We start from the raw sequence: 12,882 nt of genomic DNA, 5'->3' as shown, positions 1-12,882 counted from the left end.
GCGGCGCGAGAGGGATCATGACCAAGAGCGCCCAGACAATGGCAAGCCAGCACGACCCGCGCGTGCATGTGGATCTGCGCCAGTTGTTGCGGCTGGCGGGTCCGGCGCGACGGCTGAGCCTGCTGCCCCGGCAACCGGCACAGTCGGTTCTGAACGGTCGCCATGCATCCAAGCTGCGCGGGCGGGGGCTGAATTTCGAAGAATTGCGGAATTACTTTGCCGGCGACGACATCCGCACCATCGACTGGAAGGTGACGGCGCGCACCGGCGAGCCCCATGTCCGGGTCTATACCGAGGAACGCGACCGCCCGGCCCTGCTGCTGGTGGATCAGCGGATGTCGATGTTTTTTGGCAGCCGCGTCTACATGAAATCGGTGATTGCCGCCGAGGCCGCCGCATTGGCGGCACATCGGCTGCTGGCGCAGGGGGATCGCGTCGGCGGGTTGGTGTTCGGTGACGACGCAATTGCCGAACATCGCCCGGTGCGCGCGCCCGCCGCAGTGAACCGGTTCCTGGCCTCGGTCGCCGATGCCAACACACGGCTTCACGCGACCCGTGCCGTGCCGGAACCCGGATCGTTGAACGCGGCCCTCAAGGCGGCGGGCCGGATTGCCAAGACCGATTACCTGGTGCTGGTTTTCTCTGATTTTGACACCATTGACGTTCAGACCGAGCGGCTGCTCAGGTCACTGGCACAGCATAACGATGTGCTGCTCTTCTGTGTATCCGACCCGCTGGCCGACGCATTGCCCGAAGGGTTTCGCGTTGCCATTTCCGATGGCGAACTGCAGGCCGAGATCAACGGAGCCGATGGCAAGGTGCGCGAACGGATCGAAACCGTTACACGCGGGCGGTTGGCCAAGCTTGACCACTGGTCGCGCAAATACGGGCTGCCCTTCCTGCCACTGACAACGGCACGACCGGCTCTGGAGCAACTCTCGCACCTGCTCGGCCAGACAAGGCGCACCAGATGAACGGCGATCTGGACGGGCTGAACTTGGTACAATTGCTCGACCGGCTGGAACCGGCACCCGAGCCTCTGCCGATCTCGCTGATGCCACAGACCGTGGGCTGGGTCTGGCTGGGCATTGGGTTGGTAGTTGCCTTGTTACTGTTGATCCGAGAATTTCTTCGCCATCGTCGCGCAAATGCCTACCGCCGGGCCGCACTGGATGCGTTGTCCGAGGCTGGCGATGACCCTGCCCGCATCGCTCAGATCATCCGACGTACGGCCCTGACGGCGTACCCGCGAGAGGAGGTTGCCGCACTGACAGGAGAACACTGGCTTGCGTATCTGGACCGGACCCTGCCCGGGGATGGATTTTCCAACGGTCCCGGCCGTGTCCTCGCGAATGCGCCCTATACGAGCGTCGTCCCGACACCTGGACTCGCAGAACTTGCACGGCACTGGATCTCGGGCCACAGCACAGCGCGGCGAGGGCAGCGCACATGATTACGCTTGCGAATCCATGGCTGCTGCTGCTGCTGCCCGCGCCCTGGCTGATCTGGCGTTTCATGCCGCCGCACAAGGAACAGGTCGCCGCAATCCGCGTGCCGTTCTTTCGCATGTTGACCGAAGCGGCGGAAGAAACGCCATCCGTCGGCGCAACGGTGCTACGTCGCAGCAAGCTTCAGATGGGTGCCGCCATGGCCATCTGGGCACTGATCATGCTGGGCCTCGCCCAACCCGAGCGATTGGGAGAGCCGATCGTCATTGAACAATCGGCGCGCGACATCGTTTTGGCGCTGGATATTTCCGGGTCGATGGACGAACGCGACTTTGTCGGAGAAGGCGGCGCACGGCAACAGCGCCTCGCGGCCGTGATATCGGTAATGAAGGATTTCATCGCCGCGCGTGACAGCGACCGGATGGCGCTGATCGTGTTTGGCAGCAAGGCCTTTGTGCAGGCGCCGTTTACTGAAGACTTGCAGAGCCTGGATGGTTTCCTGGATCAGACACAAGTCGGCATGGCCGGTCCCAACACGGCAATCGGCGATGCAATCGGTCTGGCGGTACGCACGTTCGAGGCCAGCGATGTGGACGAGCGGTTGATCATCCTGCTGAGCGATGGCGCCGATACCAGCAGCCGCATGACCCCGATCAATGCCGCCACGATCGCAGCGGATCGCGGCGTCGTCATTCAGACCATCGGGGTCGGCGATCCCGTGGCCTCGGGCGAAGACAAGGTGGATCTGGGTGCCCTTGAAAATATCGCCGCACGCACGGGCGGAGCGTTCTTCTTTGCCAACGACGCCGAAGCTCTGGGCCAGATTTATGCGCAGATCGACGAGATGACCCCTCGCATCACCAAGAGCACCAGCTATCGACCAACCGAAAACCTCTCGTGGATCGCCGCAGGTGCGGGGCTGTTGATCGGCCTGTGTACCTTGTCATTCCTGACCATCCAGGCACGGCGGAGGACAACATGATCGAGACACTGGAGGCCTTCCATTTCCTGCGGCCGCTTTGGCTGCTAAGTCTTCCGGCCATCGCCGCACTCTGGTATCTTGCGCGACCCCGCAGGGTTACCCGCGATTTCGAGGCCGCCGAAATTGCCCCCCATCTGGCCGATGCCCTGAAGGTTGGTGACGCGGGCTCGCGCCGGGTCTATCCCATTGACGGGGTGGCGACGGGCCTTGCGCTTCTGGCGCTCGCAGCCGCTGGACCCAGTTGGAGCCGCATCCCCAACCCGCTGGTGTCAGAGACCGCGCCGCTTGTCGTCGCCCTCAAGGTCACCGAGTCGATGGAAACGGCGGATCTTGCGCCGTCCCGGTTGGAGCGCGCCCGGTTCAAGATCCTCGACCTGATCAACGAACGCGCCGGCGCTCGAACCGCGCTGATCGCCTATGCCGGCAGTGCACACAGGGTTTCCCCTCCGACCGAGGACCCGAACATCCTGCGCCCGTTGCTGCAGGGGCTGAATCCGGCCGTTATGCCGGTGGCCGGAGACGATCCGGCAGCCGCATTGGCGCTCGCGGTGGAGATGAACGAAACCACAGAGACACCAGGCGCCATTCTCTTTGTGTTGGACGACCTGAACCCGGCGGATATCGCGGCGTTTGAGGCATCAGGCGACGCACCACTGCCACCGATCGTCATGCTGGTGACCTTGCCGGATGGTCAAATTCCGTCACAGCTTGACCGGCTGAGCGACGTCACCGTCGTTCCCTTCAGCGCCGATGACAGTGACATAGCCCTGATCGAACGCAGCCTGCGGTCGGCCCACAAGGCTGCGTTGCTGGCTGATGACAGGCTGAAATGGGAGGATCGCGGCGCGTGGTTGCTCTGGCCCGCCGCACTGCTGGCGCTGTTGTGGTTCCGCCGCGGCTGGACCATGCGGTGGAGTGCTGTGATCCTGCTGGTGTTCGGGCTGCATGTACCTACGGCAGGACAGGCCGAAGGATGGAAGGATTGGTTCCTGACCCCGGATCAGCAGGGTCGGCTGGCCTATGAAAACAAGGACTACGCCCGGGCGGCAGACCTGTTTGCGGACCCGATGTGGCGTGGATACGCACAGATGCGTGCCGGTCAATACGCCGACGCCGCCGAGACCTTTGCCGGGATCAGCACTGCGGATGCGGCCTTTGCAGAAGGGCTGTCGCGTATTCGGAACCGGCAATACCGCCCCGGCGCGCGGGCGTTCGAAACGGCGCTGGAACGGCAACCGGATTTTCCAGCGGCCGAGAACAATCGCGACATTGCCTGGGCCATCGTCGAATACGTAGAGACCGCGCAGGAACAATCGGACACCGGAGAAGAGAGCGGCATCGGTGCGGACGAAGTTGTCTTTGACAATGAATCGCAGCGCGGTGCCGACACCCAGATCGAGGCCCCGACCGAAGACGCCGCCCCACAGACTGCGCAACAGTGGATCGACAGCATCGACACCGACATGGGGGATTTCCTGCGCAGCCGGTTCATTCTGGAGAACAGCGAGGCCGCGCTATGATCCCGCGGTTTGCATTTTCTCTTGTCCTTGCCTGTTTCGCAGGGGGTCTGGCATCGGCACAGGAGCCTCAGATCGGTTTCGAACTGGAGACCGACACGGTTGTCGTCGGCCAGCCACTGGTCCTGCGTATCAAGGTGCTTGTACCGACTTGGATGCCGAATTCACCGGATTTCCCGACACTCGAGGTTCCGTCATTGATGGTGCGGCTGCCGGAACGGGCCACAAACCCGATAAGTGAAAGGATCGACGGTGAGACATGGTCGGGCGTGCAGCGCGCCTATCGGTTGTATCCGCTGGCCGCCGGCGAATACCAATTGCCGGCGGGTGAAGTGGCGATCACCTATGCAGATCCCGACACAACCGACCCGATCAGCTACTCCACACCGCTCCCGGATATCGGGTTTGAGGCCAGCTTGCCGAAAGTCGCCGAACACTTGTCTCCGCCCGTTCTGGCCAAGGGATTCGAGCTTGAACAGACGATCGACGGTGAAAGCGAACTGGCAGTGGGGGATGCGATCACTCGGACATTGAGCGCGCACATCGAAGGGACCACGCCGGTTCTGATCCCGCAACTTGCCAAAGAGAGCGATGCAACGGCCTTGCGGCCCTATCCAAAGGACCCGGTTGTCACGGAAAGCGAAGACCGAGGCACGTTGTCCGGGACCCGCATCGAAACGACCACTTATGTGGCACAGACAGATGGCACAATTGCCCTTCCCGAAGTCGCGATTGACTGGTTCAATCTGGAGACCGGAAAGATCGAAACCGCGTCGGTCCCTGAAATCTTGCTGACGGTGACGGGCGCCCCGCCGAAACCGCCCGAGCCCGCAGACATCGCCAAATGGCTTGGTCTCGCGTCTTTGGCCCTCGCCATCGGTTGGGGTGTTTTCAAATGGTTACTGCCCACGATTGCCCAGTGGATGGACGCGCAGCACGACAACTGGCGCAACTCCGAGCACCATGCCCATCACGCGGTTGTTGCCGCGATTGCACAGCAGGATCTTTTCGCAGTGATGGTGGCCCTGAACAATTGGAAAGCATTCGCGCCGGCCGATGCATCAGACAACTTGGCTGACCTGAACAGCGCGCTTGCCAAGGTTGGGGCCGCTCGATTTGGCGTCGGGGAACAGCAAGATGCACCAGATCATTGGCGGCAGGTCGGTGCGCTGTATCGCAAGGCGCGGGCGCGGATACGGACCACGCGGCGCGCGAGTTCCACCCACTCGAGCCTGCCTCCGCTCAATCCCTGATCCGCGCCGGGCCTTGCATCTTGAAACGAACCGATGGCATCTGCGAACAGCTTTGAAGTCCCCACTCAAATCAGTTGCGCGAATCAATCCGATGCCCTAGACGCCGCTTCATAGTGAAGGCTATGCCGGGAGAAGGCGGGTTACACCGCCGCCGAAGGAGCAACCGCCCCGGAAACTCTCAGGTCCAAGGACCGGTATGGCTGAAACACTCCGGAAAGCGGCTCGCAAGGCCCACCGTAGGAGAAAGCCCATAATTCGGGTGAAGCTCTCAGGTTCCATGCACGGAGGGGGCACGCGGCATATGCCGCACGTGCAAGGAGCATGTCCATGACCAAAGTTGCCGTTATCGGTGCCGGTGTGACCGGCCTGACCACCGCCTATGAACTGCTGGATCGCGGTTTTGACGTGACTGTTTTTGACCGCCACCGCTATGCGGCGATGGAAACCAGCTTTGCCAATGGAGGCCAGCTCTCCGCCTCCAATGCCGAGGTCTGGACCCAGTGGGGCATCGTTCTGAAGGGCCTCAAATGGATGCTGCAGGCCGATGCGCCATTGCTGGTAAACCCCGCCCCCACCCTGCACAAGATGCGCTGGATGGCAGAGTTCCTGTCAAATATCCCGCGGTACAAGCAGAACACCGTTGAAACTGTCCGGCTGGCCATTGCTGCGCGCGCCGTGCTGTTTGAAATGGCCGACCGCGAAGGCATCGATTTTGATCTCGAGCGCCGGGGCATCCTGCATTTCTATGATCGCGCAACCGACATGGCACATGCCCGCAAGGTCAACGCATTGCTGGCCGAAGGTGGCCTCGTGCGCCGCGAGCTCGCCCCCGATGAAATCCGCGATATCGAACCGGCGTTGCACGGCAACTTTGTCGGCGGTTTCCTGACCGATAGCGACAGTTCCGGTGACATCCACAAATTCACCATCGGCCTGTCCCGCGCCTGTGCCCGTCGCGGCGCCACGCTGCGCTATGGAGCGCAGGTCGAAGACCTGTCGGCAGAGAACGGCACCGTGCGCGTGACCGAAGCAGGCCGCGACGAGGTTTTTGATGCGGTTGTCGTCAGCGCCGGGATCAAGAGCCGTGGCTTTGCCCGTCAGCTCGGAGATCGCGTCAACATCTACCCGGTCAAGGGGTATTCAGTCACGGTGAACCTTGACGACGCCGAAAGCCAGGCCGCCGCGCCCTGGATCAGTTTGCTGGATGATCGTTCCAAGATCGTGGCCAGCCGTTTTGGTGCCAACCGTTTCCGCATTGCCGGAACCGCCGAGTTCAATGGCGACAATCGTGACATTCGAGCCGATCGAATCCGGCCGCTGACCGAATGGTGCGAGCGTCACTTCCCCGGTATTTCGACCGAAAATGTCACGCCCTGGGCGGGCCTGCGACCGATGATGCCATCAATGCTACCCCGCGTCGGCGCCGGGCAGGCACCGGGTGTATTCTACAACACCGGGCATGGTCACCTTGGCTGGACGCTGTCTGCCGCAACCGCCCGCATCGTGGCCGCAACGGTCGCAGAAGCGCATGGATCAACCGGGGCTGCCCTGCCGCGCCTGCAACCGGCGCTCGCAGCCTGATCATCCGGAATGCACAGCCCTCCGCCCCGCATAACACGGCGGAGGGCTGCCATTCGCCGGTTTGGCTCCGTTCACTCTGTCAGCGAGTCCCGGACCCAAGGTAGGTTTCAATCTCGGATGTCGCGGTCGCATCCAACCCCGGCAACAGGCTGGCATGGTCCTGCTCGGCTTCGCCCATGTCAGGCAGGTGATGCGCAATGCCCTTGTGGCAATCGATGCAGGTCTTTTCCCCGGTGAAGAGAAACCGCTCGTGCGCCTCGGCGGCGCGCTTGCTCTGACGGGTGATATCCATCGAAATCGCGGAATGGCAGTTGCGGCATTCCAGCGAGTCGTTCGCCTCCAGTCGCGCCCATTCGTGGCGCGCCAGATCGAGACGTTTCTCGAGGAACTTTTCACGGGTGTTGATTGTGCCGAAAATCTTGCCCCAGACTTCCTTGCTGGCCTGCATTTTGCGGGCAATCTTATGCGTCCATTCATGCGGCACGTGGCAATCCGGACACGAGGCGCGCACCCCTGACCGGTTTGAATAGTGGATGGTCGGCTTCAGTTCCTGAAACACGTTGTCCCGCATTTCATGGCAACTGGTGCAGAAGGTTTCCGTGTTGGTGATTTCCAGCGCGGTGTTGAACCCGCCCCAGAAAACGATCCCCATGATAAAACCACCGATGGTCAGAAAGCCCAGTGAAAAGAAGGTGCTGGGGCGACGGGCAATCCACCAGACCCGTTTGACAAAGCGCCACATCAGTTTGCCTCGTCCTGCTGTGACTTCACATAGTCAAGGACACTGTCGACATCCGCAAACGAATTTTCCACCAGCGGGCGCGCATCATGCTGCACGACATGGCATTGGGTACAGAAGTAACGGCGCGGGGTGACAGCGGCGAGTGTCTGACCGTCGCGGTTCATGAAATGTGTTACCGAGACCATCGGTGCCTGGCTGATTTCGACGGCCGTGCGGCTGTGGCAGGTCAGGCATTTGTTGGCATTCACGTCGATCTGGTAATTGTCGATCTGATGCGGGATCAACGGGGGCTGGTCGGGATAGTTGCGCACTTGCCGGATGTCGGTGTTGACCACGCCGGGTATTTGCGTGGCCGCACCATCCTGATCCAAAGGTATGTCCGGACGCAGCGTCGCGACCTGATTTTCCGCCAGGGCGATGCTGCCAACGAACAGAACGGCAAGCAGTGGAAGGAATTGCAGACGTTTCATATCACACCTCACACGGCTTCGATGCGCACGGCGCATTTTTTGAAATCGGTCTGTTTGGAGATCGGGTCGGTCGCATCCAGGGTAAGCTTGTTGATCAGCCTGCGCGCATCGAACCAGGGAACAAAGACCAGGCCGCGCGGCGGTTTGTTGCGCCCCCGTGTCTCGACCCGCGTTCGCATTTCGCCACGTCGCGAGATTACCTTAACCTCGGAGCCGCGCCTGAGATTCATCTCCAAAGCATCATCGGGATGCATATAGCAAAGCGCGTCGGGAACCGCGCGATACAGTTCGGGTACACGTTGCGTCATCGATCCTGAATGCCAATGCTCCAGCACCCGTCCCGTTGACAACCACATCGGGTATTCAGCGTCGGGGCTTTCGGCGGCGGGCTCGAATGGCAATGCAAAGATATTGGCGCGCCCATCCTTCTTTCCGTAGAAATCGATCCTTTTCCCGTCGCGCACATATGGGTCGTATTCACCGTTGAAACGCCAGCGAGTCTCCTTGCCATCGACCACGGGCCATCGCAGACCGCGTACCTCGTGATAGGTCTCGAACGGGGCCAGGTCGTGACCGTGACCACGCCCGAATTCGGCATATTCCTCAAACAGACCCTTTTGCAGGTAAAATCCGAAATCCTGCGCCTCGGGATTGGCGTATTCGTCACTGACCTCATCAAGCCCGAACTGGTCGACCTTGCCGTTGGCGAACAGCACATCGAACAGTGTCTTGCCCTTGAATTCGGGGCTGGCATCAAGAAGCTCGGCGGGCCAAACCTCGTCCGTGGTAAAGCGTTTGGAAAACTCGACCAGTTGCCAAAGGTCGGATCGTGACTCGCCCGGTGCATCCACTAGCTGGTGCCAGAATTGCGTGCGCCGCTCGGCGTTGCCATAGGCGCCTTCCTTTTCGACCCACATGGCGGCCGGCAGGATCAAGTCGGCGGCCTCGGCGGTGACAGTCGGGTAAGCGTCGGAAACAACGATGAAATTCTCGGGATTACGATACCCCGGGAGCCCCTCGTTCATCATGTTGGGGGCGGCCTGCATGTTGTTGTTCACCTGCACCCAATAACAGTTGATCTTGCCATCTTTCAGGTCACGGTTCTGCTTCACCGCATGACTGCCCAGCCATCCGGGCACGGTACCTTCGGGCAGGTTCCAGATTTTTTCGGCAAAGGCGCGGTGATCCGGGTTGGTGACCACCAGATCGGCAGGCAAGCGATGCGAGAACGTACCGACCTCGCGCGCGGTGCCACAGGCCGAAGGCTGGCCCGTCAGCGAGAACGGCGAGTTGCCGGGAGTTGAGATTTTTCCAGTCAGCAGGTGAATATTGTACACTAGGTTGTTGGCCCAGACCCCGCGGGTGTGCTGGTTGAACCCCATGGTCCAGAGCGACATCACCTTGGTGTCCGGGTCGGCATAGAGCTTGGCCAGTTCTTCCAACCGCGAGGCGGGCACGCCCGACATCTCGACGGCCTTTTCCAGCGTGTAATCGGACACGAACTCGGCATATTCTTCAAAGCTCATCGGCTCGGACTCATTGGCATTGCCCGCATTGGCGGCATTCACCTCAAGCGGGTTATCCGGGCGCAGTCCGTAACCGATATCGGTAACACCGCGCTTGAAGTTGACATGATCGCGCACGAAGTCTTGGTGCACCGCGTCATTCTGAATGATGTAGTTGGCGATATAGTTCAGGATCACCAGATCGGTTTGCGGCGTAAAGATCATCGGGATATCAGCCAGGTCAAAGCTGCGGTGGGTAAAGGTCGACAGGACCGCCACTTTGACATGCGGATGGCTGAAACGCCGGTCTGAAATGCGGGTCCACAGGATCGGGTGCATCTCGGCCATGTTCGAACCCCAGAGCACGAACGCGTCGGCGTGTTCAAAGTCATCGTAGCAGCCCATCGGCTCGTCGATGCCAAAGGTCCGCATGAACCCGCCCACGGCAGAGGCCATGCAATGGCGGGCATTGGGGTCGATGTTGTTGGAGCGAAAACCGGCCTTCATCAGCTTGGAGGCGGCATAGCCCTCCCAAACCGTCCACTGTCCGGATCCGAACATCCCGATGGCCTCGGGGCCTTTCTCGGCCAGCGTCTTTTTCCATTTCTCGGCCATGATATCAAAGGCTTCGTCCCAGCTGACCGGCTCAAAGTCTCCGTCCTTGTGGTACACGCCGTCGCGTTTGCGCAGCAGCGGCTGGGTCAGCCGGTCGCTTCCGTACATGATCTTGGACAGGAAATAGCCTTTGACACAATTCAGCCCGCGATTGACCTCGGCCTGGGTATCGCCGTGGGTGGCAACAACACGGCCCGCCTTGGTGGCGACCATGATCGAACAACCGGTCCCGCAAAAGCGGCAGGGTGCCTTTGACCATTTCAGATCGGTCAGTTCGGCTTCGGTCACGAGGTTTTGCGCCGCAGCGGGGATCGGCAGGCCGGCGGCAAGGGCAGCGGCGGCCACAGCCTGGGCCTTGATCACTTCGCGTCGGGTCATTCCGGTCATTGCTGGGCTCCTTGGGCTTGCGAGGCATCGGCGAGCAATTCGCCGCCTTCGCAAATCTGGTGAAAAACAAGTGCCGCGCTGGCGACACCGTCGAGCAACTGAATCTGTGTCAGACCATCGGCGATGGCCTGATCGCTGTCGGTTTCCAACACCACCACGATCTTGCCGATCGGGTCCGTCATCGACACTTCCGCATGCGGCATCCGGGCAATATGATCAGCGATCCCATGCATCCGGTCGGGATGGCTGCGCACAAGCAGGCTCGAGATATGCAAGGGTTGGGTCATGTAACTGGGGCTTTCATTCTGGGGTCGGACAGTGTGATCGCATCGTTCGGACATAGGCTCAGGCAAGCTCCGCACCCGGTACAGGCCGTCGCATCCAACCGGATCGCCCCGACCGGGCGCACCCCAAGGTCCAGACGCAAGGCACGCGGCTCACAGATGTCTGTACACAACTGGCACGAGATCCCGGCCACCATCAGGCAATTACCCGAAATCTCTGCCACGACCGGCCATGGAGGACTTTGATTCAGGTCAAAGACAGGCTCGGCGCAGGTCTCGGCACAAGCACGGCAGAACGTGCAATCGCCGCCGCGCAGGGCTACGCGAACGCGCCTGTTGCCATCCAGTTCCAGAATGTTCTCGGGGCACGCGGCGATGCAGTCACCGCACCCTGTACAGGCTGTTTGTATGGTCGCTTCGTCGCTCCACGGCGGCCGAAATTCCGGCAAGGGCGCCGATACGCGACTGCGCAGGAAATCGCGACGCGTCAGTGAGGAGCTGGCATTGGCTGGCATTGTTCAGCTTTTCCTAGCCGTGTGGCGGCCCGAGGAGTATCTGCGAAATCCAGATGGCCAGCCCATAGGAACCGACGAGCGCAACCGCCAGGGCCGGTACAAGAACAACGACCAGAAACAGGAACACGTTCCGCTCTTCGCGTTTGGTCGTAGGTTCGGGAGCGCTTTGCATGATGTTATCTCCCTTGGCAGGCGGCAAAAAAATTTGTTGTCCAGACGATACAGGACTCGCCTCAAAAATCCACGGAATTTTCGGAAGTGTCAACAGCGGCAAACTCTTCGGTTGTTGCCCGGATTGATTGGGCGCAATGCGTGTCCTGTCGAATCCCGCCTATCGGTGGTACCACTGCGTCCGCACTGCGTGCTGCAATTCAACACCAGAACCAATGTGTTCCAGGCACCCGCCGCTGCTATCGCCTTTTCCAATCGGACGCAGCCTTGTAAGACAAGGGCATGTCGGACCCTCTGGATACAGTCTTTGCCGCCCTTGCCGACCCGACGCGTCGGGCGATCCTGTCCATGCTGCTCGAAGACGACATGGCCGTGACCGATGTGGCCGCGCCGTTCGAGATGTCGCTTGCCGCGATTTCAAAGCATCTGACCATCCTCACCCGTGCCGGGCTGATCAGCCAGGAAAAGCGCGGGCGCGTGAAGTGGTGCAAGCTGGAGCCCGACGCCCTGCGCGGGGCGTCGGTGTGGATGCAGGGGTTCGGACAGTTCGAACCGGTGAATCTCGAGGCTTTCGAGCGATTTCTGGTACAGGAGTTGGGCGAAGCGGCTAAACTGACGGAATAGGTTTCGAATATATACCCTTGATCGAAGCGAAACTATCGCGAAGACCGTTTTTGGGCCGTCTCGACATTCGCACCTCTATTCGGTGCAGCGGATGCTGCAATGCATCCACGGTCGGCTGTAAGCCCCTAGTGTTCCCGGGGTTTTTTCGCTGCTTGCGCTCGCAGCATCGGAAATGCCGCACGAGCGGAAAATCTGGTGCCGCTGTGCAGCGGAAGGACTGCCATTCCTGCAGACCGCAGCGAGGATCAAAGGTCGAATCTATAGGTCGCGGGGCTCTGTCGCGCAAATCGGGTTTGGGATTCATCCAGAGAATCCAGTGTGATAGCTCTGATACATGAGCAGACCACACACTACACGACACAGGGTGGATTTTCAGATTTTAGGGCTGGCGCCGATCGACGAGATCGATTCTGAACACGGACTCTTTCCCTGCAAGGAGTTCATCCATGACCAGTTTCGCTCTCGCCGATCTACAGAAGCTGTTAGCCCCGCATGTGCCGTTGGGCAAGTCACGTGTTGAGACGCTCTGCCTGCTCGTACTGGGTATGATCAGCGCCCGCACTGTCAACCTGACCCATATTGCTGCAGAGCGGCCCGCTCGCGCAAAAGTTGCGTCAACCTACCGCCGTCTGCAACGTTTCTTCCAACATGTGATCTTGCCCGAAGATTGGAGTGTTGGCATCGTCATGGCGCTGATCGGCAATCCTGATCGTTGGTACCTGTGTCTTGATCGAACCAACTGGAAGATTGGCAAATCCGATGTCAACGTCCTCGTGTTGGCCGTGGTC

At 60.5% G+C, this 12,882-nt stretch carries 13 protein-coding genes, 1 pseudogene and 1 riboswitch; of the genes and pseudogenes, 8 read left to right on the top strand and 6 right to left on the bottom strand.

The window, feature by feature from the left end:
- The first annotated feature begins 17 nt into the window (after positions 1-17).
- From QO231_RS13105 to QO231_RS13080, 6 genes are all read left to right on the top strand, one after another.
- The gene (locus tag QO231_RS13105; RefSeq protein ID WP_316777006.1) at positions 18-974 is read left to right on the top strand and encodes a DUF58 domain-containing protein; all 957 of its coding nucleotides are present in this window, start codon (positions 18-20) and stop codon (positions 972-974) included.
- Positions 971-1,453, top strand: coding sequence for a DUF4381 domain-containing protein (locus tag QO231_RS13100; RefSeq protein ID WP_316777003.1), 483 nt, complete (start codon positions 971-973; stop codon positions 1,451-1,453). The genes QO231_RS13105 and QO231_RS13100 overlap by 4 nt, the downstream gene beginning before the upstream one ends.
- On the top strand, positions 1,450-2,430 hold the full coding sequence (locus tag QO231_RS13095; protein ID WP_316777000.1) for a VWA domain-containing protein: 981 nt from the start codon (positions 1,450-1,452) through the stop codon (positions 2,428-2,430). Before QO231_RS13100 ends, QO231_RS13095 begins: the two co-directional genes overlap by 4 nt.
- Positions 2,427-3,950 carry a VWA domain-containing protein gene (locus tag QO231_RS13090; RefSeq protein ID WP_316776998.1) on the top strand — a complete coding sequence of 508 codons (1,524 nt, stop codon included), beginning with the start codon at positions 2,427-2,429 and terminating at the stop codon, positions 3,948-3,950. The genes QO231_RS13095 and QO231_RS13090 overlap by 4 nt, the downstream gene beginning before the upstream one ends.
- Entirely contained in the window at positions 3,947-5,200 is a 1,254-nt protein-coding gene (locus QO231_RS13085; RefSeq protein WP_316776994.1) for a hypothetical protein, read from the top strand. The genes QO231_RS13090 and QO231_RS13085 overlap by 4 nt, the downstream gene beginning before the upstream one ends.
- Before the next feature lie 116 nt (positions 5,201-5,316).
- Positions 5,317-5,404: riboswitch (glycine riboswitch) on the top strand.
- 123 nt (positions 5,405-5,527) lie between these two features.
- Positions 5,528-6,781 (top strand): D-amino acid dehydrogenase, encoded by a 1,254-nt coding sequence (locus QO231_RS13080; protein ID WP_316776991.1) that lies wholly within the window; start codon positions 5,528-5,530, stop codon positions 6,779-6,781.
- A gap of 79 nt (positions 6,782-6,860) precedes the next feature.
- On the opposite strand, the gene QO231_RS13075 is transcribed toward QO231_RS13080, so the two are convergent.
- Genes QO231_RS13075 through napE form a run of 6 tightly spaced genes read right to left on the bottom strand, consistent with a single transcriptional unit; the run spans position 6,861 to position 11,471 of the window.
- Complete coding sequence (locus QO231_RS13075; protein ID WP_316776988.1) at positions 6,861-7,523, bottom strand: cytochrome c3 family protein; 663 nt, start codon at positions 7,521-7,523, stop codon at positions 6,861-6,863.
- Positions 7,523-7,993 carry a nitrate reductase cytochrome c-type subunit gene (locus QO231_RS13070; RefSeq protein ID WP_316776985.1) on the bottom strand — a complete coding sequence of 157 codons (471 nt, stop codon included), beginning with the start codon at positions 7,991-7,993 and terminating at the stop codon, positions 7,523-7,525. Before QO231_RS13070 ends, QO231_RS13075 begins: the two co-directional genes overlap by 1 nt.
- 8 nt (positions 7,994-8,001) lie before the next feature.
- Positions 8,002-10,500, bottom strand: coding sequence for a nitrate reductase catalytic subunit NapA (gene napA / locus QO231_RS13065; protein WP_316776982.1), 2,499 nt, complete (start codon positions 10,498-10,500; stop codon positions 8,002-8,004).
- Positions 10,497-10,787, bottom strand: a complete 291-nt coding sequence (locus QO231_RS13060) for a chaperone NapD (protein WP_316776979.1) — start codon at positions 10,785-10,787, stop codon at positions 10,497-10,499. Before QO231_RS13060 ends, napA begins: the two co-directional genes overlap by 4 nt.
- Entirely contained in the window at positions 10,784-11,299 is a 516-nt protein-coding gene (locus QO231_RS13055; RefSeq protein WP_316776976.1) for a ferredoxin-type protein NapF, read from the bottom strand. The genes QO231_RS13060 and QO231_RS13055 overlap by 4 nt, the downstream gene beginning before the upstream one ends.
- Before the next feature lie 13 nt (positions 11,300-11,312).
- Positions 11,313-11,471 (bottom strand): periplasmic nitrate reductase, NapE protein, encoded by a 159-nt coding sequence (napE, locus tag QO231_RS13050; RefSeq protein ID WP_316776973.1) that lies wholly within the window; start codon positions 11,469-11,471, stop codon positions 11,313-11,315.
- 281 nt (positions 11,472-11,752) lie between these two features.
- On the opposite strand from napE, the gene QO231_RS13045 reads away from it, so the two are divergent.
- Both QO231_RS13045 and QO231_RS13040 read left to right on the top strand, forming a co-directional pair.
- Positions 11,753-12,094 carry an ArsR/SmtB family transcription factor gene (locus tag QO231_RS13045; protein WP_316776970.1) on the top strand — a complete coding sequence of 114 codons (342 nt, stop codon included), beginning with the start codon at positions 11,753-11,755 and terminating at the stop codon, positions 12,092-12,094.
- 446 nt (positions 12,095-12,540) lie between these two features.
- Positions 12,541-12,882: pseudogene (locus QO231_RS13040) on the top strand (IS4 family transposase); the annotation flags it as partial.

Origin of the sequence: Sedimentitalea todarodis, assembly GCF_032595355.1 — a bacterium.
Lineage (GTDB): Bacteria > Pseudomonadota > Alphaproteobacteria > Rhodobacterales > Rhodobacteraceae > Sedimentitalea > Sedimentitalea todarodis.
Note: the sequence above shows the minus strand (reverse complement) of the source record. Positions and strands in the feature narration are given on the sequence as shown.